This window comes from Chitinophaga sp. 05T412, assembly GCF_056396465.1.
This window is the reverse complement of record NZ_JBFTLN010000019.1, coordinates 1-25,695: the sequence shown is the minus strand read 5'-3', so window position 1 is coordinate 25,695 and position 25,695 is coordinate 1. Positions and strand designations below refer to the sequence as shown.

At 45.1% G+C, this 25,695-nt stretch carries 21 protein-coding genes; 10 read left to right on the top strand and 11 right to left on the bottom strand.

Annotated features, from left to right (window positions below; translation table 11 throughout):
• Positions 1-28 precede the first annotated feature (28 nt).
• From AC1DFM_RS30555 to AC1DFM_RS30540, 4 genes are read right to left on the bottom strand one after another with little or no spacing between them, the layout of a single operon-like run.
• Positions 29-538, bottom strand: a complete 510-nt coding sequence (locus AC1DFM_RS30555; protein ID WP_477080583.1) for a DUF4442 domain-containing protein — start codon at positions 536-538, stop codon at positions 29-31.
• 7 nt (positions 539-545) lie between these two features.
• Positions 546-1,049 carry a thioredoxin family protein gene (locus AC1DFM_RS30550; protein ID WP_477080582.1) on the bottom strand — a complete coding sequence of 168 codons (504 nt, stop codon included), beginning with the start codon at positions 1,047-1,049 and terminating at the stop codon, positions 546-548.
• A gap of 28 nt (positions 1,050-1,077) precedes the next feature.
• The gene (gene ppk1, locus AC1DFM_RS30545; protein ID WP_477080581.1) at positions 1,078-3,072 is read right to left on the bottom strand and encodes a polyphosphate kinase 1; all 1,995 of its coding nucleotides are present in this window, start codon (positions 3,070-3,072) and stop codon (positions 1,078-1,080) included.
• A gap of 6 nt (positions 3,073-3,078) precedes the next feature.
• Positions 3,079-4,323, bottom strand: a complete 1,245-nt coding sequence (locus tag AC1DFM_RS30540; RefSeq protein ID WP_477080580.1) for a Pycsar system effector family protein — start codon at positions 4,321-4,323, stop codon at positions 3,079-3,081.
• Positions 4,324-4,484: 161 nt separating this feature from the next.
• On the opposite strand from AC1DFM_RS30540, the gene AC1DFM_RS30535 reads away from it, so the two are divergent.
• Both AC1DFM_RS30535 and AC1DFM_RS30530 read left to right on the top strand, forming a co-directional pair.
• On the top strand, positions 4,485-5,336 hold the full coding sequence (locus AC1DFM_RS30535; RefSeq protein ID WP_477080579.1) for a hypothetical protein: 852 nt from the start codon (positions 4,485-4,487) through the stop codon (positions 5,334-5,336).
• Positions 5,333-8,983: a BamA/TamA family outer membrane protein gene (locus tag AC1DFM_RS30530; RefSeq protein ID WP_477080578.1), complete on the top strand. Its 3,651-nt coding sequence runs from the start codon at positions 5,333-5,335 to the stop codon at positions 8,981-8,983. Before AC1DFM_RS30535 ends, AC1DFM_RS30530 begins: the two co-directional genes overlap by 4 nt.
• Positions 8,984-9,054: 71 nt before the next feature.
• Here the strand turns inward: AC1DFM_RS30530 and AC1DFM_RS30525 are convergent, their stop codons facing one another.
• From AC1DFM_RS30525 to AC1DFM_RS30515, 3 genes are all read right to left on the bottom strand, one after another.
• Complete coding sequence (locus AC1DFM_RS30525) at positions 9,055-11,391, bottom strand: hypothetical protein (RefSeq protein WP_477080577.1); 2,337 nt, start codon at positions 11,389-11,391, stop codon at positions 9,055-9,057.
• A gap of 227 nt (positions 11,392-11,618) precedes the next feature.
• Positions 11,619-12,842 carry a diaminopimelate decarboxylase gene (lysA, locus tag AC1DFM_RS30520; RefSeq protein ID WP_477080576.1) on the bottom strand — a complete coding sequence of 408 codons (1,224 nt, stop codon included), beginning with the start codon at positions 12,840-12,842 and terminating at the stop codon, positions 11,619-11,621.
• A gap of 138 nt (positions 12,843-12,980) precedes the next feature.
• Entirely contained in the window at positions 12,981-13,202 is a 222-nt protein-coding gene (locus AC1DFM_RS30515; protein WP_477080575.1) for a helix-turn-helix domain-containing protein, read from the bottom strand.
• 154 nt (positions 13,203-13,356) lie between these two features.
• On the opposite strand from AC1DFM_RS30515, the gene AC1DFM_RS30510 reads away from it, so the two are divergent.
• Entirely contained in the window at positions 13,357-13,590 is a 234-nt protein-coding gene (locus AC1DFM_RS30510) for a hypothetical protein (RefSeq protein WP_477080574.1), read from the top strand.
• A 76-nt stretch (positions 13,591-13,666) separates the two neighbouring features.
• Here AC1DFM_RS30510 and AC1DFM_RS30505 read toward each other — a convergent pair whose 3' ends face one another.
• The 3 genes from AC1DFM_RS30505 to AC1DFM_RS30495 form a co-directional block, all read right to left on the bottom strand.
• Positions 13,667-14,062, bottom strand: coding sequence for an RNA-binding S4 domain-containing protein (locus tag AC1DFM_RS30505; RefSeq protein ID WP_477080573.1), 396 nt, complete (start codon positions 14,060-14,062; stop codon positions 13,667-13,669).
• Positions 14,063-14,122: 60 nt separating this feature from the next.
• Positions 14,123-15,493, bottom strand: a complete 1,371-nt coding sequence (locus AC1DFM_RS30500; RefSeq protein ID WP_477080572.1) for a dipeptidase — start codon at positions 15,491-15,493, stop codon at positions 14,123-14,125.
• Positions 15,494-15,660: 167 nt separating this feature from the next.
• The gene (locus AC1DFM_RS30495) at positions 15,661-16,125 is read right to left on the bottom strand and encodes a response regulator (RefSeq protein WP_477080571.1); all 465 of its coding nucleotides are present in this window, start codon (positions 16,123-16,125) and stop codon (positions 15,661-15,663) included.
• A 388-nt stretch (positions 16,126-16,513) separates the two neighbouring features.
• On the opposite strand from AC1DFM_RS30495, the gene AC1DFM_RS30490 reads away from it, so the two are divergent.
• The 4 genes from AC1DFM_RS30490 (at position 16,514) to AC1DFM_RS30475 (ending at position 19,424) form a co-directional block, all read left to right on the top strand.
• A complete protein-coding gene (locus AC1DFM_RS30490; RefSeq protein ID WP_477080570.1) occupies positions 16,514-17,092 on the top strand; it encodes a LemA family protein in 579 nt (192 codons plus the stop codon).
• Between the two features lie 119 nt (positions 17,093-17,211).
• Positions 17,212-17,670, top strand: a complete 459-nt coding sequence (locus AC1DFM_RS30485; RefSeq protein ID WP_477080569.1) for a TPM domain-containing protein — start codon at positions 17,212-17,214, stop codon at positions 17,668-17,670.
• Positions 17,671-17,706: 36 nt separating this feature from the next.
• Positions 17,707-18,489, top strand: a complete 783-nt coding sequence (locus tag AC1DFM_RS30480; protein WP_477080568.1) for a TPM domain-containing protein — start codon at positions 17,707-17,709, stop codon at positions 18,487-18,489.
• A 17-nt stretch (positions 18,490-18,506) separates the two neighbouring features.
• The gene (locus AC1DFM_RS30475; protein ID WP_477080567.1) at positions 18,507-19,424 is read left to right on the top strand and encodes a hypothetical protein; all 918 of its coding nucleotides are present in this window, start codon (positions 18,507-18,509) and stop codon (positions 19,422-19,424) included.
• Positions 19,425-19,514: 90 nt separating this feature from the next.
• Here the strand turns inward: AC1DFM_RS30475 and AC1DFM_RS30470 are convergent, their stop codons facing one another.
• Positions 19,515-22,064: a M1 family aminopeptidase gene (locus AC1DFM_RS30470; protein WP_477080566.1), complete on the bottom strand. Its 2,550-nt coding sequence runs from the start codon at positions 22,062-22,064 to the stop codon at positions 19,515-19,517.
• 134 nt (positions 22,065-22,198) lie between these two features.
• Here AC1DFM_RS30470 and AC1DFM_RS30465 point away from each other — a divergent pair, with 134 nt between their 5' ends.
• From AC1DFM_RS30465 to truA, 3 genes are all read left to right on the top strand, one after another.
• Positions 22,199-22,696 carry a biotin/lipoyl-containing protein gene (locus AC1DFM_RS30465; protein ID WP_477080565.1) on the top strand — a complete coding sequence of 166 codons (498 nt, stop codon included), beginning with the start codon at positions 22,199-22,201 and terminating at the stop codon, positions 22,694-22,696.
• A gap of 38 nt (positions 22,697-22,734) precedes the next feature.
• On the top strand, positions 22,735-24,267 hold the full coding sequence (locus AC1DFM_RS30460; protein WP_477080564.1) for a DUF4476 domain-containing protein: 1,533 nt from the start codon (positions 22,735-22,737) through the stop codon (positions 24,265-24,267).
• A gap of 113 nt (positions 24,268-24,380) precedes the next feature.
• On the top strand, positions 24,381-25,145 hold the full coding sequence (gene truA / locus AC1DFM_RS30455) for a tRNA pseudouridine(38-40) synthase TruA (protein WP_477080563.1): 765 nt from the start codon (positions 24,381-24,383) through the stop codon (positions 25,143-25,145).
• Positions 25,146-25,695: the final 550 nt, after the last annotated feature.

Sequence of the window (25,695 nt, the reverse complement as noted above, 5' to 3'; positions counted from 1 at the left end):
TTGTTTTAGGGTGAAAGGATTCACCATTTTACGATTTGCTTTTAAATGACCAGGTGATGGCGAAAGAGGCAATTAGTATGCCGTCTTTGTCTCGTCCTTCGCTATGGAGCGTAACGGTTTCAGATGCATTATTGTTCAGCGCTCTTTCCAGTGCGGCTCTCAGCAGTGGTAGTTCTGAACAGGTAAACCGGGTAAGGCCGGTCGCTTTTTTTACGAACGTGGATTCCATACCGGTAACGAGCATGGATACACGCCGCGGGGCGCTTTGGACATACATCATGGCAGGCAGGCCAGTGCTGAGTTCTGCGGCCATCGACAAACACGCAAAGTAAGTAGACCGGAAAGGATTTTGAGACAACCAGCGGAAAGGCACGGAAGTAACACAGGTATTGGTTTCCAGTGATTGTACCCGTACACCGGCCAGCCAGGCTGCCGGAAGTTTCCAAAACAGGTAGGCCGAAAACTTAAACGGATGCAGTGCAAACTTTTGAAAAGCTTGTACCGCATCCGCGTTAAAAGTGGTAGCGCCGTTATCCATGACGATGTTATTCGTTAATATAGTGGGAAGGCTGTAATGCTGATGGTGACCATTGTTTCAGAAACTCGTCTACTTTTTTCTTATCGTAGGAATCCGCAGATTCCAGTAAGCCGGAGTTCTGGGTATGTAAGCGGTTGCCTTTGGCATCCAGTATTACCAGTACCGGGAACCCAAACCGCTGCGGGAATCCCAGTTCTTTTAGTATCGGCAGATTTTTGTTTTCCTTGCTGTAGTTCAGGTGATATACCACGTAATTATTGTTCATGGTAGCTTTCAGCTCCGCGTCATCTTCAATAAACTTATACAGTCTTTTGCACCAGATGCACCAGTTACCACCTATTTGCAATAACACATGTTTGTTTTCTTTGGCAGCTTGTTTTTGAGCGGCGGCAATATCAGCTTTGGCGTCGGCGGTTGGATTATAAATGTGTTCCAGGTCGTGGGTTTGTGCCTGGGTAGCAGGAATCGCAAAGGCGAAACTCAATAGCAACAACAAAACATACTTCTTCATAAAAATCGATTATATCAGGATATCTAATTTACATTATATTTTGCACATACGTTTGAATGGCTTGCTGGGCGGTATGCGGGTCACTGACTTGCAGGCCCACAATATCTTTCAGCTGCTGTTGCAGGGCAGGTGCGTACACCGGTACACATACTTCTATGCGGCGATGCAGGTTACGGTTCATCCAATCGGCAGAGCCCATGTATACTTCTTCCTGATTATTATTATGGAAGATGAATACGCGGGCATGTTCCAGGTAACGGTCTACGATGCGGATAATGCGGATATGCCGGCTTTCCGGAATATCCGGCACCAGGCAATTAATACTGCGTACCAGGAGATCTATTTGTACACCCGCCAGGCTGGCTTCATACAGCTTGTTGATCATCCCTCTTTCCTGCAGGTTATTTATCTTGATGATAATATGTGCTGGTTTTCCTTCCCGGGCATGTTTTATTTCGCGGTCTATCAATGCGGTAAAGCGCGTGGTCATGTTAAATTGCGCTACCAGCAAATGTTGGAACTGCAAAAATTGATAGGCGGCTGGTTGTTCCCTGCTTTGGAGGTAGAGGAACAGCAATTCCATCTCCCGGGTAATACCTATATGGCTGGTAAATAATACATGATCTGTATAAAAACGCGCGGTGCTTTCATTAAAGTTGCCCGTAGCAATTAAGCCGCAATAGTCCCATTGGTAACCGCGATTACGCTTTACCAGCGCAGTTTTGGCGTGCACCTTCATGCCGGGGATACTATAAATCAGCTTTACACCAGCATCTTTCATCCGCTTTGCCCAGCGGATGTTATTGGCTTCATCAAAGCGGGCTTTGAGCTCTACAAACACCGTTACCTTTTTCCCGTTTTTAGCGGCGCTGATCAGCGCCTGTGCTATCTGGGAGCCGGAAGCGATCCGGTACAGGGTCACGTAAATCTCTGCTACATCCGGATCAGTGGCGGCTTCGCTGAAAAAGCGCAGAATATAATCGTAACGCTGATAGGGAAGATGTACCAGCAGATCCCGTTGTAATACCAGGTCCAGCAGGCGATCTGTGGTGGCGGCTGTTTTATTTTCAGCGGGAATCACTTTTGGATAGTCCGCATGGGTTAATCCCGGAGGCTCCGGCAGACTGGATAAGTCTTTCAGGTTATGATAGCGTCCGCCCTGTACCAGTTCATCATCCTGCACCTCAAATTGTTGGGCAAGGAAGTGGAGCAGTGGGAGAGGCGTGCGTGCGTCATAAAGGAAACGGGTAGGTACGCCTAACTCACGTTTACGGATCAACGTTTCTACTTCTTCCAGGATGTCGCCTTTCACTTCATCCATGTCAATGTCGGCGTTGCGTGTGAGTTTCACGCTGTAGCAGGCTTCTACATTATATTCCGGGAAAAGATAGTCAAGGTGTGTGCGGATTACATCATCCAGGAACGCGATATATTGCCTGCCTTCCAGCGAAGGGAGCTGTAAAAACCGGGGCAGTGATTCCGGAATATTTACCACCACATATTCCTGTACAGCCGGATTGCTTTTAGGTACCAGCGTTACCGCCAGGTACAGCGCATTGTTTTCGAGAAATAACTTCTTCTTCGGTTTACCGGTCAGCCATACGGGCTGCAGATAAGCCAGAATAGTGCTCAGGAAATAGTTTTGGGTAAATGCATGATGTGCTTCCAGCAAAGGCTGGTTATAGTACAGTTGTACTCCCTGAGATAATAATGCCGGCAGCACACTGCCGGTAAATATTTGTCCATATTCCTGCTGTTGCCGGTTTATTTCTCCCAGTACTTCCGTTAGGGTATTGGTGCTGATAGATTCATTTTCACCTGCTGCCGGATCATTTTCCAATACTTTGTTGATCGCTAATACTGCCGGCATTCTTACCCGGAAAAACTCATCCAGGTTAGAAGAGAAAATAGACAGAAATTTAATTCTTTCGTATAGTGGTACCTGTTGGTCTGCGGCCATCAGCAATACCCGGTAGTTAAAAGATAACCAACTAAGGTCGCGGTTATAGAAAGGAACGCCCATGAGTTATTATGCTTTTACCGGGAAGAAAATGGCAGCAATCAAAAATGCGAGTACAGAAATGATCAAACCAAACATGAAAATATTATAGGAAATGCGCAGCAGTTTGTATTTATGTCCCAATACTACGCCGAGGAAATAAATGTCGCGGGTCATGCTGCTGTAAAGGAAATCCGCGTCATTCATCATCTGCTTCATGCCCCATTGGTATTCTTCCAGGTGCATTTTATAAAAGTTACCGAAGAACAACAGATTGGCATCTTTCTTTTCAATATCCGTTTTAGTAAATACACCGCTGGTCACATTGGGGCGGGTAGCCAATACGGAGAATATCACGGTTAATACCGCGGTGGTCAGGAAGATGATAGAAGGGATGATCATGTTGGGATAATCTTCCAGTCTTCTTACCAATACGCTCAATATCACAGAAATGATAATGGAGTTCACGGAAATCATGATATGTGCCTTGCTATCGGCCATGGAACTGAGTCGGATGTGGTTGGTGGAAGTAGTACGGAACATGGTTTCCACGCCGCGCTCTGGCTTTTGTTCTTTCGCCTTCTTTTTCTTTACCTTTTCTTTCACGGTGGTGGCAGCTCCAGACGCAGGTGCGGTATCCGCGTTATCGGTAGTTTCTTCCGTCATTTCAGCAGATTTCTTTTCCAGCTTCTTCTGCAGCTTGGCCAGGTTCTCGTCTTTTTGTTGCTTGAACAGGGTTTGGGCGTAATCAGTCCAGTAATGATGAGCTGTTAAGAAGGCGATGTTATTGGTCAGCCATTTAATGCCGGGTATTTCCATTTGATAGGTCAGTTCCAGTTCCTGCCGGAGTAATTTGTTGCGGTCGGGAAACTCTTTGGAGCCGAGGTGTGACAGATCCGCATCACAAACGATTTGTTCTATCAGGGTATGTGGCGACTGTGGCATTTTGGTAGCCATGATGGCTCCCTGTACCATAGTCTGAACATTTTCCGGTACCTGTTGTTGCTGTAAAAACTGCAGGGCTTCTTTGGCGCCATTTTCTTCATGTACTTTTCCCTCTCCCAGCAAATAGCCGGCATCATGGAACCAGGCAGCAACGTATACCGCCAGTAGTTCATCGTCCTGCAAACGGTAGTGGGCGGCAATCTGGGCAGCCATCTGCACTACATGTTGCGTATGAACGAGATTGTGATATACCAGGTTAGGATTGGGATGTTGCTGATACTGGGCTAGTACGTAATCCCTGGCTGCATCTATGATAACATTGTTTTGCATATGGAAGATGAAAATTAAAATAAGGAATGGTGAAAAGCGATCTATGTGTCCTGCTTTTCAGTGTGCATATAACGACCAGTTCACCATTTCGCGTATACAAATCGCAATTGTAACCTAAGTTACTGCATTTTTGAGTTAAATTTATGCTATAAAGTTACACTATGGATGTCCGGATCGGGTTAATCTTTCTTCTCTTCCTCCTGTCATGTAATGCTTACAGCGACAAGGAACAAAAAGTATATGCGTCACCAGCAGGTTATGATTTAAAGGAGCCGGTACGTTATCGTCTGCGGGAGTCCATGCAGGAAATTTCCGGTATCGTATTGTTTCCGGATGAACATAGAATCATGGCCATTAACGACGAGGAAGGCCGGGTTTATGAAGTAGACGTGGCCACCACCAAGCCGTATCCGTATTATAAATTCGCTAAGAACGGCGACTATGAAGATATTTGTCATACCGATAGTGGTTGGTTTGTGCTGAAAAGCAGCGGCTCCCTGTATCATGTGCATGGCCTGTTCACCGACAGCGTTTCCTCAGATCATTACAAATTACCCAAAACAGGTAAGAAGGAATTTGAAACCACTTATTACGATAGCGTAAAAAACAGTATCGTCATGGTCTGTAAGAATTGTGAAGATGATAAAAAGGTAGGGATGACCAGCGCCTATCGTTTCGATCTGGCTTCCAAAACATTTGATACTACTGCCATTTATCGTTTCGACAATCGGGAAATTGCCAAATTAGTAGGTTCGGATATGCGGTTCTTTAAGCCATCTGCTGCCGCCATCCATCCGATTGAAAAAAGGCTGTATATCGTGGCGTCTGTGAATGGTTTGTTGGTGATTTGCGACTTACAGGGTCATGTGCAGGAAGTCTACAATTTAAAACATCGGTTATTTTTGCAGCCGGAAGGGATTGATTTTGCACCTAACGGCGATATGTATATTTCTAACGAAGGAGGATATGATGGCGCGGCCAATATTCTCAAATTTACCTACAAGTCCAAATGATCAGATCAGCCATCATCTTTATAGCATTGCTTATTTTCGGCCACTACGTCGGATACGCCCAAACGCCTGCGGTGGTGAAGCGTATTATCCTCATCGGAGATGCCGGAGAATTACACAGTAATGGTCAAAATCCGGTAATAGACGCTGTTCGCAAAACTTTTAATTTACAGGAAGATAAGAACACCATCTTGTTCCTGGGCGATAACGTATATCCCAGAGGGTTACCTGATTCCAGTAGTCCCAAATTCCCCATGGCCAAAGAAATCCTGGACTACCAGATCAACCTGGTAAGAGGTACCCAATCGCAGGGCTATATCATCCCCGGTAACCACGACTGGGATAAAAGCAAGCCCGATGGCTGGAACATTATCCGCAACCAACAACAGTACGTTGACTCACAAAACCTGGGTAATGTGCAGTTTGAGCCGAAAGAAGGTTGCCCCGGTCCTATAGAAGTGAAGATCTCAGATCAGATTACGCTCATCATCATGGATAGCGAGTGGTGGGTGTTCCCTTATCAAAAGCCAGGCATAGAGTCGTCCTGCGACTGTAAGGACAAAGATGAAATACTGACGAAGTTATCTGAAATAGTAGCATTGAATCGCAATAAACTGATCATTTTTGCTACGCATCACCCGTTCCGCAGCTATGGTATTCACGGGGGCTATTATACCATCAAGCAACATATTTTCCCGTTAACAGACCTGAAACCTTCTCTGTACGTACCCTTGCCGGTAATAGGATCTATTTATCCGCTTGCCCGTGGCGTATTCGGAACACCAGAAGATTTGCCTAATCCGAAGTACCAGGAAATGGTGAAAGGGGTGGAAGACGCGCTGAAGCCGCATGGGCCGGTAGTTTTTGTATCCGGCCATGATCATACATTACAGCTGATAAAAGATAAATCGAATGCCTATATCGTGAGTGGTAGCGGTGCCAAAAATAACCGGGTGAAACAAGGATCGAAATCCCTGTTTGCTTCTACTTCCAATGGTTTCAGTACCATTGAGCTGTTATCTGATGGTACTGTACGTACGCAGTTTTATTATGCAGACAACGGTGCAGCGCCCGTTTTCAGCGACAATCTTTTCCGCCTGCAGGATATTAAGCAGGAAGCCATGACGTATACGTCGCCTGCGCAGCTGCCGCCTTTTATATCCGCAGCTGCTGATACGCATTATAACCGGGTAGGCAGCTTTCATCGGTTTTTATTGGGAGAGAACTACCGCAAAGTATGGGGCACTCCTTTAAACTTCCCGGTATTAAACCTGCAGACTGCTAAAGGAGGACTGAAAATTTTACAACGGGGAGGCGGTAAGCAAACCCGTTCCCTTCGTCTGGAAGACAGCACGGGCACCGAATGGGCCATGCGCTCGCTGAAGAAATTTCCATTGGCAGCCATGCCTGAGATGTTAAGAGAAACCATTGCCAGAGATGTAGTACAGGATCAGATCTCCGCCGCCAACCCCTATGCGCCACTGGCAGTAAGTGTATTAGCAGAAGCTGCCGGCGTACCACATACCAATCCTACCTTCGTATACCTCCCGGCCGACACCTCACTAGGCGCATTAGTAAAGGATTTCGGCAATGAAGTATATCTCTTTGAAGAAAGAGAACCAATGACCGGTAAGAATGGTAAAACTTACAATACCCCGAAAGTACTCGCAAAAATATTCGGTGATAATGATGTACATATAGATCAGAAAGCAGTGCTCCGGGCGCGTTTATTTGATATGTACATTATGGACTTTGACCGCCACGACGACCAATGGCGCTGGTACAAAGAATCGCATAAAGGACAGGACTACTATTATCCAGTACCCCGCGACAGAGACCAGGCGTTCTTTATCAATGAAGGACTCATCCCTCGCGCGGCCTCCCGTCCCTGGCTGCTGCCCGGTGTGCAAGGCTTCCGCGATTACATCCCCGATATCAATGGCTTCAACTTCAGCACCCGCTATTTCGACCGCTCCTTCCTCAACGAAATGGATGAGAAAGACTGGAAGAAACAAACGGATCGCCTGCTGAAACGTATGACCGATAGCGTGATCGAAGCAGCGGTAAACGCCTTCCCGGATACCATCCGCTCATTGGTTGGCCCCATGATGCTGCACCGCCTGAAAGTACGCCGTGATATCCTGGAGAAAAACACGATGAAGTATTATCGTTTCCTCGCCAAAGGTGTAGACGTTCCCGCTACGGAAAAGAATGAACTGATCACCGTTGAAAAGCTGAAAGGGGGAGAGGTCGCGCTGAATATGTATAAGATCAGTAAGAAAGGCGCCATCCAACAAAATTTCTATTCCCGCACCTTCGATCCTGCTGTTACCAAAGAGCTGAATGTATATGGCATGGGCGGCAACGACCGCTTCGAAATAAAAGGTGATCATGCTACACCTATCCGGATACGTCTCATCGGTGGAAAAGATGAAGATACTTATATCGATAGCACCACCGTAAAGGCGGGCAAACGCATACGCATATACGATCAACGCAGTGGTAAAGATACTTTTGCACTTTCGCGTAATGAGCAACGTCGCTTGTCGGATGATCCGGAGAATATTAAGTACAATCGCAGTGCATTTCAATATGAAAAAACGATGCCGCTGCTGGCTGGTGGCTACAACCGCGATGATGGTTTGTTATTAGGCCTGGGCTTATCCGTTACCCGTCACGCTTTCCGGAAAGAACCTTTTTCCGCTAAGCACTTATTCACCGCTACACATGCGTTAGCTACCCGTGCGTGGAACTTCCGTTACGAAGGCGAACTGACCGATGTCGTCGGTAAATCAGACCTGTTGCTGTTTGCCAGAGCAAAAGCGCCGAACAATACCATCAACTTCTTCGGCTTCGGTAACGAAACCGTGTTTGATAAATCGACGAAGAACATCACCTATTATCGTGCGAGATATAATTTTTATACAGCGGAAGCCTTGCTGAAAACGTCATTCAGCAATCACCTGAGCATTGCTTACGGACCCACATTCAATAACTACGCCATCAACAAAGGAGAAAACGACAACCGCTTTATTACCAACTTTAAAGACAACGGACTCGACTCCGCCAGTATTTATAGCAACAAATCATATGCGGGTGGTAAAATTATGGCCACCATCGATACCCGGAATAATAAGATCATTCCTACCAGAGGTATCTTATGGACAACCACCTACTCCGGTAATTTTGGATTAAATGGCGCCAGTTATAATACCACACAATTACAATCCGATCTGAGTATCTACATGAGTTTCCGGATACCGGCAAACTTCGTGATTGTGAGCCGCTTTGGTGGTGGTAAGTTATGGGGTAACTATGAATACTTCCAGGCACTCACCGTAGGTGGTGTGCAGAACCTGCGTGGATATCGCAACTATCGCTTCGCCGGCGATGCCAGCGTATACAACAACACAGAAATCAGGCTGAAATTATTTGACCTGAAAACATATATATTGCCTGCCGGTGTTGGCCTAATCGCCTTCAATGATGTTGGCCGTGTGTGGAGAGAAAATGAAACATCGCATGTATGGCATGATGGCTATGGCGGGGGAGTGTTCATTGCGCCTATCAATGCACTTATTATCACCGCAGTGGTAGGGCATTCCAGAGAAGAAACTGTGCCGTATGTAACGTTTGGATTTAAGTTCTAGCAAGTCTATTTAAAAAAGAAGGGAGGCTATCTGCAGATAGCCTCCCTTCTTTTTTAATCAAAAAATAAAAATCAGTTTATTTCCTGCTCCAGGTTTACCTTTACCCGAAGGGCTTTTAACCCGCTCACACCTTGTAATTCTTCCAGGTCGAGCATTTCAATTTCAGGCAGCAATATCTTTTTGCTTTGCAGGAAGGTGATATATTTCTTCAACTCTTCCATTTCTCTCACATAAGAATATACCATGGCAATGGTGCCCGGTTGGGTCAACCGTTCGCCGGTATCTTTTATGTGCACTTTGTCGATACGTTTTTTGATGATCTCATAACGCACATTGTAAGCGCCTTCCACATCAAAGCGGCGTTCATCGCTGCGGAAACTGATCGTGATAGGTGCGCTATGCATCAGGATCATCTGCGTGGTTTGCAGCGGAACTCTCAATTTAGGACCCATTTTATGCGTAAGCCGCGCAATATGGGCCATAGAAGAAAGCTGCCACAGACGCAGGTTGCGGAGATACAGCTGATCAAATTTCTTCTCCTGTGCAATAGACTGACCAATGTAAATCGTATATTCTACACCGTCAGTGCGATACTTTTCAAAGTAGCAAGGGAAAGAGTGTTGGATGTATTGGCGCTCTTTCTCCAGGTACTGACTAATCGCTGTATTGATTTTGGCCAGACTCTCTTCGTACTCTCTGCGGTGATGATATACATGTCCTTCCGACTTGTCTATTTTGGCGAAATAGTTGGTCAGTAAAGGCTTCAAAGCATCGTTGCCATCACAGAGGTGTTCCAGTACCGGCTGTATTTCCTGCTCCATGAACTCGTTTACTTTCAGATCCTGGCCTGCTTGCAGGTTATCACTGAGGTTGTTGAGCAGGTCTTCTGTTTTAAACAACAGCTCTTCGAGCAAAGGAAGGTGTATGGTGTTGCCGATGGTTTCCAGGGTATCGCGGATCAATTCCAGTTGTTCCTGCAAATCTTCCCGGATGGCGTTGCCTTGTTGTATAGAAGAGTTGCGGATATCTATAGCGCCGTAAAGTGGATATACTTCATCGAAGCTGATATTCTCTATATCTTTTCTTTCTTCTACGGGTGTCAGCAGGTAGTCCCAGGCAGCATCCACAAATTTCCATTCTACCGAAGGCTGCAATGCCGTGAACTGATCTTTGATGACTTCATTCAGCCGGCTTTCCAGGATGTTCATGCTTCGGTTGAGCATCAGTACCAGCAGGGGATAGGTATTTTGCAGCTTCCACAATGGATCTGTAGACAATCTATTTACGGTAGAAGATGCCAGTTCCAGTACCCCTAGTATTTCTTTTTTATGGGTGATGGGAAATACCAGGAAGCTTTTAATGTTCTTTAGTGGCAGGTACTTGAGGAAACTATATGGTGCAATCGTAGTATCATTGACATCGGGGATGATCAATGGTACCGGGTATTGCTGCAAATGTTCCAGCATGGCCGTAAAGAAAAGCTGCTGTGTTTTTTTGTTGCCTACACCAAGGATGGGATCTGTATTAGAGAATTGTTCTTCCAGTACATTCTTCCCATTCACTTTGGGGAAAGGCACCAGGTGAGCGGTTACGTCCGGAATACCCAAAATGGTAGGGATCATTTTCTCCAGGGTACGATAGCTGTCCACCTCATTGCTGGTGCGCATATTCATCACCAGACTTTTGATATTATTGAGCGTTTCAGATTGGGTAACATCTTTCACGGTCCATATCACGAAGCCTTCCAGCGAAAACATATTCGTTGGTAATATCTGTTGTAATGACTCTTCCGTAATCTGTTTAGAGCAAAACTGGCCATAGTCCAGTGGTGGCAGTTGCCCATTTACTTTTACATCTACAAACCTTGGGTCTATATTCACTTTTACATAACGCTTTCCTCCATCGGGTGTTTCTACCGTGTGGATGATTTCGTTTTTGTAGGTCATGGGGAAATGATATACTTTCTCCAGGATCAGTTTATAGAGCCAGGTCAACTTATCCTTTTTCACCTGTGCCAGGGAAATACCATCCGGAACGGCGGTGAGCTCTTGTCCATTCTCTGTAAAGAGTTGTTTGAAGAGGTCTGAATAATAGAAGATAGCGAATTTAAAAGGTACGCCGATGCCGTAAATATCTTTCTCGGAATCTGTAGTAACCGGGAAGATAGCTGATATCAGCAGGTCCAGGTATTCTTTATATTTAGTGAGGTCACTATCCGGAGGGATAGGCTTCAGTGTTTCCGGGTTACTTTCAAATTTATCTATGATCAGTTTATAGAAGGAGGAACGAACTTCTTCGGCATTCTTCACCTTTTCCTTTAAATAATTCAGGAAGGGGACGAATGATATGTTGGACTCAATTACCTTATCATCGTTAAATATACCGGGGTGTGCAGTTAATACTTTCATATCTACGTATAATTATATCCAAAGGCCATCAGTTTTATGTGCCAGGTAATAAAATGTCGTGTTACAATTTACAGTAAAATCAGTGCAGGAATAACAGAAGAGGAAGTATACTATTGTAGACGCAAAGGTAGGGGAAATATTGTATGATTAATAGCAGTGGGAATGCAGGTATTGGTTATTGGGATCTATCTCCCTGAAAATCAAATACCTGCATCCCAGTCTATCACTTATTGCAATTCGATCTGGTTTCTCAGCAGATCGTCTATCGTATCGCGTTTACGGATCAGGTGCGGTTTGCCTTCTTTTACCAGTACTTCCGCTGGTTTCAAACGGGAGTTAAAGTTGGAAGACATTTCAAAACCATAGGCGCCGGCGTTATAAAACACCAGGTAGTCACCTTCTCTTACCTCATTTATTTTCCTGTCCCATCCGAAGGTATCTGTTTCACAAATATTACCTACTACGGTATAAATGCGCTCAGTGCCCTTAGGATTGGAAATATTACGGATCAGGTGGAATGCCTCGTAGAACATAGGTCTGATCAGGTGGTTGAAGCCTGAGTTCACGCCTACGAATACGTTAGCGGTAGTTTGTTTGATCACATTCGCTTTTACTACAAAGTAGCCACTCTGGCTTACCAGGAACTTTCCTGGTTCAAACCACAGCTGCAGCGGGCGTACATATGATTTCGCGAAGTTGTTAAACGCTTCGCTCAGTTTTTTACCCAGCAGTTCAATATCGGTTTCCGGATCGCCTTGTTGATAAGCTACTTTAAAGCCGCTGCCCAGGTCAATAGATTCCAGGTCAGGGAAATGCTGTACCATCTCAAACATCACTTCCACACCACGCAGGAATACGTCTACATCCTTGATTTCAGAGCCGGTATGCATGTGCAGGCCGGTTACTTTCAACTTGGTAGAGTTGATGATACGTTCAATATGGCGCATCTGGTGAATAGAAATACCAAATTTACTATCAATATGTCCGGTGGAGATTTTGAAGTTACCACCCGCCATAATATGCGGATTCAGACGGATGCAGATCGGGTAGCTGCCGCCAAACTTATTACCAAACTGCTCCAGGATGGAGAGGTTGTCGATATTGATGATTACCCCCAGGTCTTTGGCTGCAATGATTTCCTGCAGGTCCACACAGTTAGGGGTAAAGATGATATTTTTAGGATCAAATCCGGCTTTCAGGCCCAATTGTACTTCCTGAATGGATACGGTATCCAGTCCGCAACCAATAGAATTGATGTACTTCAGGATGTTGATATTGGTCAATGCCTTACAGGCGTAGAAAAAGCGGGTGTCCGACTTATGAAAGGCCTTTTGCAGCTTTTCATACTGAGTTTTAATCTTTTCTGCATGGTATATATATACCGGGGTACCAAATTCTTCTGCTACTTTCACGAGGAAATCCGCAGTAAGTACATCGCTTTGTTTAGGCATTGATAATCCTTAGTTTAAGATTGAGGTGGCAAAATTACTACGCAAAAGTGAGAAATTGTAGAAAAAAGGGGGAATGTGGTTTGGGAGGGGGAAGTATATTATTTATTATTAATTTATGAGTTTTATAAATTACCGTTTCTAACATTCAAATAACTCACAAGGAGTAACCTCTAATACTTTGGCTAGTTCAATAATCGTAGAGAATCTCACGTCTACTCTGCCCTTTTCCATTTGACCTAAATTGGAAAAATCAATACTGCAATTAGTTGCCATCTGGCGCAAGCTCCAGCCTTTTTGCTCCCGCAACTGGCGTAGCTTATTACCAAACGATATTAATGCGTCTTGTTTATTGATATCCATATTCAAATCGAATATGGACAAAATGAATAGAAAATATGTGTGCGAATAAACACACAGTGTTGTAAAAAGAATTATCTTTGACTCATAATAAAAGAAAAGCAGTCATTATTACTGCTATTGAATTTAGACTTCGTTTAACCATAACCATATAACCATGCAAACAACCAAACCCCACACCAACAGCCATCTCCGCTCACTCTTCGAAGGCTTCGCCTGTAGTGCCATTAAATTCCGTGAAAAAGTTTGTGAAGAATGTGGATGGAGTGAAAGTACGTTCTACAAAAAAATGCGTGCTGTAGGTAGCGCTAAAACGCTCAGCATTGCCGAAATGGAAAAGATTAAAGATCTCGCCTGGGAAGTGCAACAGGACTTAAAAGACAGGCTCTAAAAAAGCAAAATCATATGCTAATGAATAATAAATCAGAAGACAAGCGTCCTCCGTTTTGGGGTTAACATTTATTTTTTTACTCTTCTTCCCCCTCCATAAATCCTTCAATACTTCTCCGATCCTTCTTCGTTGGACGGCCAATCTTGCTCTGACGCTTACCAGTCTGGAATACAGACGGTACAAACGCCGGTGCTAATTTATCCTCATCGGGGGTAGTATCAATATAGTACTTAATAGCCTCGCTATAGGCTACCCTATTGGATATCAGGCCTACCACTTCAATCACCCATTTCCGGGCTTCGCTTCTGATTTCAAATTTATCGCCTACAGACACAGGTTTAGCGGCTTTTACAGAAGAGCCGTTCATTTTTACTTTACCGCCATCGCAGGCATCAGAAGCCTGGCTACGGGTTTTGAACACCCGGATAGACCAGAGATATTTATCTACGCGTACTTTTTCAGTAGTGCTCATAAGAAAGCTTTTAAATGTAGCCTTTAGCTATCAACAGATAGCTAAAGGCTAACAGCTATTTTATTTGCTCATTTCCGCAAAGAACTTGTGGAAATAAGGAATGGTTTCAATGCCTTTATAGTAGTTCGCTAAACCGTATTTCTCGTTGGGAGAGTGCAGGTTATCGCTATCCAGACCAAAGCCCATCAGTACTGTTTTCAGTCCCAGTTCCTTTTCAAACAGTGCTACGATAGGAATGCTACCGCCACCGCGAACAGGAATAGGTGCTTTACCGAAAGTAGCGTTGATGGCGTCGTGAGCGGCTTTAAATGCAACAGAGTCGGTAGGTGTTACATATGGGCTGCCACCATGGTGCTTGGTTACTTTCACTTTCACGCTCTTAGGCGCAATGGCTTCAAAGTGTTTAGTGAACAGGTCGGATATTTCGTGCCAGTCCTGGTTAGGAACGAGGCGCATAGATATTTTAGCGAATGCTTTGGATGGCAGAACGGTTTTAGAACCTTCGCCGGTGTAGCCCCCCCAGATACCGTTTACTTCCAAAGTAGGACGGATACCAGTTCTTTCGATGGTGGAGTAGCCTTTTTCGCCCCAAACATCTGCGATGCCGAGATCTGCTTTATATTCTTCCTCGTCGAATGGAGCAGCGTTTAATGCTTCTCTTTCATCTGCACTCAGTTCCTGTACTTTATCGTAGAAGCCGGGAACGGTGATGTGGTTATTTTCATCGTGCAGGGAGGCGATCATTTTAGCGAGGATGGTAGCCGGGTTAGCCACAGCGCCACCGTATACACCACTGTGCAGGTCGCGGTTAGGGCCGGTTACTTCTACTTCCATGTAAGCCAGACCACGTAAGCCAGTGTCGATTGACGGGTTTTCGAGGCTGATCATAGAGGTGTCTGAAATCAGTACTACGTCTGCTTTCAGGCGTTCTTTATTTTCTTTCAGGAAGATGCCCAGGTTTGCGGAACCAACTTCTTCTTCTCCTTCAATCATAAATTTGATATTGCAGGGAATGGTGTTGGTTTTGTTCATCGTTTCAAATGCCTTTACGTGCATGTAAAACTGGCCTTTATCGTCTGCGCTGCCGCGGGCGTATATGTTACCGTCTTTGATAACTGGCTCAAACGGACCGCTATGCCACAGTTCCAGCGGATCTGCGGGTTGTACATCGTAGTGGCCGTATACGAGTACGGTGGGTAAAGAAGGGTCTATGATTTTTTCTCCGTAAACAATCGGGTGACCTGCTGTCTGACACACTTCAACATTATCGGCGCCAGCTTCCTGCAGGCGTACTTTTACAGCTTCTGCACAGCGTTGTGTATCTCCATTAAAACGGGAGTCTGCACTCACTGATGGAATGCGCAACAGCTCTAATAATTCCTCCAGGAAACGATCTTTATTCTCTGCCTGGTAATCTTTCCAAACTTGCATGTTTCAGGTATGATTAAGTGTACAATGTGGTGCAAGTTAAAGGAAAAACAACATTTAGAAATTGCAGATGGGGGGATTTTGATGAGTGGCTAAGCGCAAAATCCGGCGCATAGCGGATAGTACGCATGGTAAGCACCTGCGATATTACATTGTTCACCCTTAAGATATCAGGAAATCAGCTTCTGTCGTACCAGGAATTCCAGTTTCTGGTTTACATCCAACAGTTTGGCAGTCAGTTCTTTATTTTCCTTGCGAAGCGCATATACCTCATAAGCCTTGTCGATGTTATGCTTTAATTCTTCTTCATTCCAGGGTTTGGAGAAATACTTATATACCTGTCCTTTGTTGATGGCGTCTACTACTGCGTTGATGTCGGCATAGCCGGTGAGTAGCATACGTATAGGTTCGGGGTACTTTTCCAATATTGATTCAAAAAACTCTATCCCGGTAGTTTTGGGCATACGCTGATCCGAGATAATGATGTGAAATTCCTGTTCTGCCAGGAGCTTTTCTGCGTCTTCAGCTGAACCGGCGGTAACTACATTGTACAACCGTCTGAAAGAAGCTTTAAAGGCATTCAGGTTGTGGATTTCATCATCAATATAGAGTATATGGATGTGTTGTGCACTCATTTAGCAGACTTAGTTCCAAATTATTGATAATAAATGAGTTAGAAACAATGTGACTATCAATGTCGATGTTGTTATCCATTCTGCCCCATTCACCTTAAAATCATATAGTAAAACGTTCAACGTTTTCTTCACTGCAAAGGTACATATAAACATACTGTTTTATGACGAATATTTCAAGGATGAATGAACTTTTTTGAAAAATAGCCGTTTCCTTATCCAATAGCGATTTAGTGGGGGAGTTTCCATATTTTCGTGTAGTTATCAAAAGCGTGCGTTTACCGCTTTTTTTATAGCATTCACCGGTAAAAACATTACGTATACCGGCAAGCCTCAAAACAGGAATACGTTTTGCATCATTGCCGGCACCTAAAACTTAAATTTAATTCAGATGAAAACAGGAATTATTGTAATTGTAGTAGTCGCTTTGTTAGCCATGTTGGGTTGTGGTAAGTACAACGGCCTTGTGACTAAAGATGAAGCCGTGAAGAATAAATGGGGTGTGGTACAGAGTAGCTATCAACGCCGCGCTGACCTGATTCCTAACCTGGTGGCTACCGTAAAAGGTGCTGCTAATTTCGAAACTGAAACACTGGAAAAAGTAATCCAGGCTCGCGCCAGCGCTACCCAGATTAAAGTAGACGTAAATGACCTGAGCCCTGAAAAAATTCAACAATACCAGGCTGCACAAGGTCAACTGAGCCAGGCATTGGGCCGTTTACTCGCTGTGTCTGAAAATTATCCCGACCTGAAAGCAAATGCTAACTTCCAGAACCTGCAAGCGCAGCTGGAAGGTACCGAGAACCGCATCAACGTTGCCAGAAACGACTTCAACGAAGCAGTAAATGGTTATAACAGTGCCGTACGTACGTTCCCGAACAACATTGTAGCCGGTATTACTGGTTTCAAAGCTAAAGGTTACTTCGAAGCAACTGCTGGCGCTGAAAATGCACCACAGGTAAAATTCTAATATAACCACTTTCGTATTTCCGGTTTTTTGTTGCGGGAGATAGAAACGCAGAGAGAGCTACTTTCTCTGCAAATTTATCCCGGCGCCAGAGAACCGGAATTTTTAAAAATATTATAGGCATGCGCATTTTCCCCTTTAAAAGAAAAGAGATTTTTTCGGAAACGGAGAAGAACAGACTAGTGCAGGCTATCCGGGTAGCAGAACGATTAACATCCGGAGAAATCAGGTTATTTGTTGAAAGTCGTTGCGCTTATGTAAATCCCATGGACAGAGCCAAGGAAGCCTTTGTTTCCCTGGAAATGGGCAAAACGAAACTACGCAATGGCGTGTTGGTATATGTGGCCATCAAAGACCGTCAGTTCGCCATTCTCGGCGATCAGGGTATTCATGAGAAAGTAGGTGACGACTTCTGGGTGAAAGAAGCAGGAATGCTGATTGACCACTTCCAGGATAATCGCATCATAGAAGGAATAGAAGCTTGCATTGAAGAAATAGGCACTTCTCTCCGCACATTCTTCCCCCATGAAGCCGGCAGCGACGTAAATGAGCTACCGGATGATATCGTGTTCGGTAAATAGCGGCCACTCTTTTTAAACGATTTTACCTTAGAAACAATGAGGATATTACGCTGGATTTTACCTGGATTGTTAATGATGGCGGGTCTGCTGGCGAAAGCCCAGAACATTCCGCCCCGGCCTAATCCTCCAACTTTAGTAAATGATTTTGCCGGCGTATTGTTGAAGAACGAAGACGATGCCCTGGAGCATAAAGTGGTGGCTTATTTCGATAGCACTTCCACCCAAATTGCCATCGTTACGCTGAAATCTATCGGCGACTACGATATCAGCGAGGTGTCGTTAAAAATATTACGTGACTGGGGAATTGGTACCAAAGGCAAGAACAATGGAATACTTATTCTTGTTTCAGTTGAAGACAGGAAGATACGAATAGAAACGGGCTATGGCATGGAAGGTGCCGTGCCGGATGCCATTGCCAATGATATCATCAACAATATTATTAAGCCCAACTTCCGGGAGGGCCGTTATTATGAAGGTCTCGACGGCGCCGTGGATGCCATCACAAAAGCAGCAGCCGGCGAATACCAGGCAGACCCAAGAAAAAGTAAGCCAGGTATAAGTCCGGGAGGAATTTTCATCATCATCATGATCATAGTGATTGTGGCTTCGCTGATTAGTCGCGGTGGCGGCGGTGGTGGCGGCGGTGGTGGTACCACTTACAACAGACGTGGCGGTTGGATATGGCCGGTATTAGGCGGTATGAGCGGCTTCGGCAGCGGCAGCAGTGGCGGCGGTTGGTCCGGAGGCGGTGGAGGAGGCGGCTTCGGCGGCTTCGGTGGAGGTTCCGGCGGTGGCGGCGGCGCCAGTGGTAGCTGGTAATAGTTGAAAACTATTTTATGTCATACGTACATGTGTTAAACGGAGATGCAACCCTTACCTTGTTCCGGCAAAGTGAGGTGCCGGGAGAAGTGGTGATATGCAGAGAAATGATGTGCGAAGGAAAGGTAAAGTATACCAAAGACCTGACTGAATTCTTCGCCAGCCGCGCCAAACACCTGGAATATCATTACGGAATCGACAAACAAACCTATTATACTAATGTTGTACAGGAGCTGGAGAAGTTAGATCTCTCCGGCTCCTCTGCTGATGAAATCATCCTCTGGTTTGAATATGACCTGTTTTGTCAGATAAATATGCTGTTTATCCTGCATTACATCGCCAGTCAACTCCCATCTCATCCTCCTATTAGTATTGCCAATCTGCCCCATCACGCATTACCACAGGAACTCCCTAAAGTATTTGAACAACGCATACGCCTGCAGCCCGCCGATCTCACTTGGGCAGCCGACGTATGGGATGCCTGGTGCCTTCGTACGCCGCAGGTGCTGGAAACTATCAGTAAACTATCTCCCGGAAATCTTACTTTCCTGCCAGCAGCCATTATAGCCCATCTGCAACGATTCCCCGATGTAAATACCGGACTGAGTACGATTGAACAGTATTTTCTGCTACGACTGGCATTAGGCAGCTATCGCTGGTACGATCTCTATATGCTGTTTTGGGATGAGCTGGAAATATATGGCTTCGGTAACTTTCAGCTGGATATTCTCATACACCGGATGGTGCGCGCCGGCGTGATAGAGGAGGAAGACCAGATGTTGAAGATTACCAGTTTAGGAAAGGAGATATTGGAAGAAGAAGAAAATTACCTGGACTATGTCTCCCAGGCACATCGTTGGTTGGGTGGTGTGCGACTGGAAGGCACACCCTGGCGTTGGGACCCTGCTATTAAGGCATTGGTAGAAGTAATATAAAAGAGATGAGCAAAAACAGATGTATTATTCGCATCCATTTTTGCTCATCTCTTTAAAATATCCCCGGGAAAATCATCTCCCTAAAACAAACTATTCTTTAATAGACTTCTTGATTTCTTCAGATGCTTTACGCATGTAATCAGCCTGTTTCAATAGTTCATCCCGGTTAGTACCAGTAACAGCGGTTGCTTCCTGAGATTTGCTTTTGCTGATTTCCTGCATCCAGTTGCTGATATAAGTGCTTACCTGTGAGTTGTTAAATTGCGCAGTCATGGCTTTCACCTGATCCACGCCTTTGGTCACTGCAGGGGTGCTGTTTATTTTAGAAAGGAAGCCCAGGTAATCAAATGCTGCGTTCAGCTTGTCCTGGCCGCTGGTTTCATCAAACTTGGTGGCTACAAAATTCACATCGGCAGCATTACCTTTACGCGCATACACACCAGCAATAGCATTCACCAGTTTGCCTTTGGTATCACCTTCCAGTTGCTTCGCAATCGCATAAGCCTTATCCAGATCCAGTGCAGCCAGGCCTTCCAGACCAGCTGCTTCTACAGCATAGGATTTATCTTTGGTGGCAGCTTCAAATAAGGAAGCATACTGTGCATCTTTCAGCTCACCCAGCTGTTGTATAGCGGCGGCACGTACCAGCGAGCTTGGATCTCCTTTGGCCAGTTCCTGTAAAATAGGCAGGGCAACGGCTTTCACCGCACTGTTAGCCATGCTCAGCTTACCAATAGTATATACTCTTAAGCCATGGTATTTATCTTTCAGCGCCAGTTGCAGCAGTTTCACCGCTTCAGGATTGGTAGCCTGTGCATCTGCAGCTTCGTCAATGGCTATACGACGATCCATGTAGTTAGGTGCGTGTGCATATTGATAGGCATAAGTGCTGAAGGCACGGTGGTCATCTACTTTAGCTAATACTACTTTATCTGCATCTACATTCACGAGATCCGGGCGGGTAGTGTAGCCGTAGGTGAAGGAATCCACCCTGTTTTCCATGAAAATGTTATGTCTGATAACTTTTCCACCTTCATAAATATCAATGGCCATCGGGATTTGCCATACTTTAGCTTCTTTCTGTATCTGTTGTAAGACAACGGTAACGGTTTTGGCGTTTTCGTTATACTTATAGCTGATATCCAGCTGAGGGAAGCCTTTGCCGAAATACCATTCGTTAAAGAACCAGTTCATATCACGACCAGTTACTTCTTCAAATGCCAGGCGCAGCTGATGCGCTTCGGTAGCCTTGAAAGCGTTGGTTTTCAGGTAGACATTCAGCGATTTGAAGAAGGCAGAATCGCCTACGGCATTGCGCAACATGTTCAATATGCGGCCACCTTTCTGATAAGTGATCTGATCAAACATATCTTCTCTGTCGCGATAGTGGAAACGCACCAGGTCTTTATCTCCGGAGTATTGCACCATCGACATGTACGATTGCATAGCTTCGTAATTGTGCTCGTCTGCCGCGTCTTTACCGTATTTATGCTCTAACCAGAGGTATTCGCTGTAATCAGCGAAAGATTCATTCACGGTGAGGTTGCTCCAGGACTCAGCAGTAGCCAGGTCGCCAAACCAGTGGTGGAACAATTCGTGGGCAATTACGCTTTCGTTGTAATTGTTGTTATCCAGCAGTTCACGATCTGTTTTCTGCATGAATTCACCGTGCAGGGTGGCGGTGGTGTTTTCCATGGCGCCGGATACGTAGTCACGGCCGGTAATCTGTGAATATTTTACCCATGGATAGTCGTAACCCAGTATTTTAGAGTAGAAGGTGAGCATTTCCGGGGTATTGCCGAAAATGTTCTTTGCATATTTCTCGTAGGCTTTTTCTACATAGTAGTTTACCTCTTTACCACGCCAGGTGTCTTTTACAATGGCATAGTCGCCTACGGCCATCATGAAAAGGTAAGGAGAGTGGGGGAGATCCATCTTCCAGGTATCGGTACGGGTGCCATCAGCATTGCTTTTCTGGCTTACCAGCTTACCATTGGAGAGGGTTACATATTTCTTTTCCACCGTCATGCTAATTTCTTCTGTGCATTTCTGGTTGGTTTTATCGATAGTAGGAAACCAGCAGGAAGAACCTTCTGTTTCGCCCTGTGTCCATATCTGGATAGGTTTATTAGGATCTTTACCGTCGGGGTTAATGAAATATAAGCCCTTGGCATCGGAGATAGCCGCACTGCCTTTTACTTTCAGCTCATCGGGTTTAGCCGTATAGCTGATATAAATGATGTAAGATTCGGTAGACTTGTATTGTTTATCGAGCGCAATATGTAATTGAAGGCTGTCGTAGCTGTATTTCAGCGGGGTATTTTTGCCGGCTTTTACAATAGCTACTTCTTTAATGTCCATCCCTTTGGCATCGAGTGTGAGGGAGTCAGTAGCGTAGAAGTGTGGTTTCAGGGTAATCCAGGCCTTACCATAGAGATAACGCTTGGCATAGTCAAAACGTACGTCCAGTTTGGTGTGCACCAAATCATTTACTTTAGTGGCAGCTGCACGGTAAATTTTTAACGCGGGGTCTTCCTGGGCAGCTTTGTCGGATTGGGCCATCAGGGAATTACTCATTCCCAGACCAGCAATTCCTCCGATGAGCATCCCCATCAGGGATTGCTTCAGATGTAGATTCATGTATAATGCGGTTTTAAACAAATGTATCGGCTTGCGATATTAAAAAGAGCCAAATTTAAACAAATGGGCCAAATATGAGGTAAGTGGTTAAAAATGCTATTTTTGTTACCGTTACAGGCTTGTAAAACAGTATTATGATCAAAGCAATAGTGAATGGCAAATCTACATTTGCCGTGAATCAAGACACAAAGCTTACCTGCGATAACCAGGAGGTAGATTGGTCCGCAGCAACACTGCCTTCCGGCGATTACAGTATCATAATGGATGGGCATAGCTATCAGGCACAGGTGTTACGGATCGACCGGGACACCAAAACAGTGGTACTACAGGTAAATCAACAGCAATTTGAAGTAGCCATAGAAGAACCAATCGACCAGTTATTGTCGTCTATGGGTATTAAAGACGCCATGGCCCGCAAGGTGAACGATATCAAAGCACCTATGCCGGGACTGGTACTGAAAGTGTTGGTAACCCCCGGACAAGCCATCCATAAAGGCGATCCGGTGTTGATCCTGGAGGCCATGAAGATGGAGAATGTATTTAAAGCCACTTCAGACGCGATTGTAAAAGAAATTAAAGTGGCAGAGCGCACCGCCGTGGAGAAAGGCGAGGTGTTAATCGTGCTGGAATAATATTTGCACAGGAACAGTTTTTTATACCAATCTATAGTATGCATCTCAAATACAGGACAGTAATATTCGTTTGGGCATGCTTGTTATTATGCGGCCGTCTTTGGGCGCAGGAACAGCGTCATTACGTATATATTCAGAGCGAGAAAGGGCAACCATTTTATGTAAAACACGATGGTAAAGTACTGAGTTCTACGGAGCGGGGATATATCATCCTGCCCCAGTTGGACAACGGTACCATACCCATTACGGTTGGTTTTCCGAAGAATGAAGCCAACGAAGCGCAGTTTTATCTGAAGGTGGCAAAGAATGACCAGGGCTTTTTATTAAAGCAGTCCGGTGAAAATGGTTATGCGCTCTATAACCTCCAAACCTTCCGTGAGCTTAAGTCTGAGGCAGGTGCACCTGCAACCGCTGCCACTGAAACACTGGTGCCGGCAGATACGCTGGTTCCCGTGCTGGACACAGCTAAGAAGGAAATGATGAGCAATCTGCAGAAAGACCTGGAAACAACTTTCGCTGATAAGGCCGTTGTAACCGGGCCTAACAAACCATCTACTCCCGCAAAATCCTCCAATCCGTTTTCTTCCGCATTAGATAAAGTAGTAGTGACGGGAGATGACCGGAATGAGCCAGTACCGGAAGCCAAGCCAGTAGTAGCACCCGCAGAACAGCCAGTAGTGGCCGATGCAGAAGTGAAGAAGCCCAAAGGTAAAAAGCATAAAGACGATAGGGAACCACTTACGGATGAAGAAAAGGCCATCCTCAGCGATGTACTGGCAGAAGAAGGAAAAACTGCCGCCAGCGAGGCTGCTACGGAAGATGTAGCCAAAGCTGCCCCTGCAGAAGAACCTGTAAAGAAACACAAGAAACATAAAGCGAGAGAGGGAGATCCTGACTTCATCGAATTCCAGGACGATAAATCCCAGCCAGTCGCCGCGGGTGCTGCAGTAGCAGCAACAGCTGCCCCTGTGGTGGTGGAAGTACCGGTAACTACGCCGGAAGAAGCGCCTGTTCATAAGAAGAAGAAACGCAGTAAGCTGTTCGATGATACGGAGAATCCACCCAACATCATCACAGATTCCAGTGGTTATGGCGTGGCTGCTACCCGTCCGGTAACAGACGAAGAGCCGGTAAAGAGTAAAAAGAAGAAAAAGCACAGTGATGCAGAAGTAGCCGTGGATGCTGCAGGAGCGCCGGTAGGAGCAGCAGTAGGTGCGGAAGTAACACCTGATGCGCCGGTAACCAGGAAGAAAGGCGATACCCGTTTAGTTAATTCAGATTGCGCTAATATCATGGATGACGCCACTTTCCGTAAAGTGTTACGCAAATTTGTGGCCGCCAGAACGGATAACAGCATGATAGACGTATTTCAGAAGCAAACGCGTAACTATTGCCTGGAAACAGCCCAGATAAAAACGCTGGTGCAGTTGCTCACAGCAGATGATACCCGCTATCGCTTACTGGATGCCGCTTATTCCAAAACATACGATACAGAAAAATATGGCTCTCTGGAAACCCTGCTAATCGATGATTATTACAGGGGCCGGTTCAAGGCTATGCTGCATAAGTAATATTTATCACCTTATTAATTACGGAGTTATAGGCAGATGTACCACTCGGGCAGCTGTTTATAACTCCGTAATTCATTATCGGTAATTCGTAATTCTTTAATTTCGCCCCCATTATGAACAGGTACTTTATAGAAGTGGGATATAACGGAGCGCAGTATAGCGGGTTCCAGATACAGGATAACTCGCATACGGTGCAGGCAGAAATAGACCGTGCATTGAGTTTGTTACTGAGAGATACCATTGTTAGCACAGGTTCCAGCAGAACAGATGCTGGCGTTAATGCCCGGCAGAATTTCCTCCATTTTGATACCGCATTGCCATTGCACCCGCAGTTTATGTATAAGATAAATGCTATACTGCCGGATGATCTGGTGTTGAGAGGCATTTACCAGGTACCGGAAGATGCTAACAGCCGTTTCGCCGCACTCAGTCGCTCTTATGAGTATACCTTATATACCCGTAAAGATCCCTTTATGCGGGATCGGGGATACTTCTACCCTTATAAGATAGATATAGGGATGTTACAGGAAGCGGCAGCAGTGATTAAAGAGTATAGCGACTTCACTACATTTTCAAAACGCAATACCCAGGTGAAGACATATATATGTAAGATCACCGAATCTATATGGAGGGAAGATGGGGAGCGTATAGTCTATAACGTTACGGGTAATCGTTTCCTGCGGGGAATGGTGCGCGGCCTGGTGGGTACCATGCTGAGAGTGGGGCGTGGTAAGCTTTCCATGGATCAGTTCAGAGCAGCTATTGAGAGTAAGGATTGTACAAATGCCGACTTCGCCGTACCGCCACAGGGATTGTTTTTGATGAAAGTAAACTACCCGGAAGGACTTTTACAGCCAATTAGCTTCGATCGTCTATAAAAATTTTGCTTCTGTAACCCTTTGTCACAAAGGGTTACAGAGAAAGTTGTAAAATAGTTGTGCGAAAAAGTTGGAAGTGTTAAAAATCCGCCTACCTTTGCGCTCCGCTTTGATAGAAAGCACGCATACAAAAGCTCTTTTCGACACGATATTTCTACACACTTTTTGGGAAGGCTGCATAGCCGCTAACCACTGGTAGCAGTGACGCTGCGGTCAGCGAAAACAAAAAAAGAAATTTGAAAAAATCTTTAAAAAGATTTGGTAGAAATGAAAAGTTTATTACCTTTGCAACCCCAACAACAACGGGGCAACAAATGGAAAGCGAAAGTTGCGAAATTGAAATAAGATGTTTGACTGAAGAGTCACAGAGATCGGATCTCATACATCATCTACCGGTTAGTAATAACCGATAAGTTCTTTGAAAGATTGGAAACAACAGCACGATTTGAAATAGTGATATTTTGAATCAAACAGGTAATGTACAGCTATACATAATTAAAATGATCCGATTGATTTCGAGAGAAATTAGTCAGTATCAAAACTTCTTTAC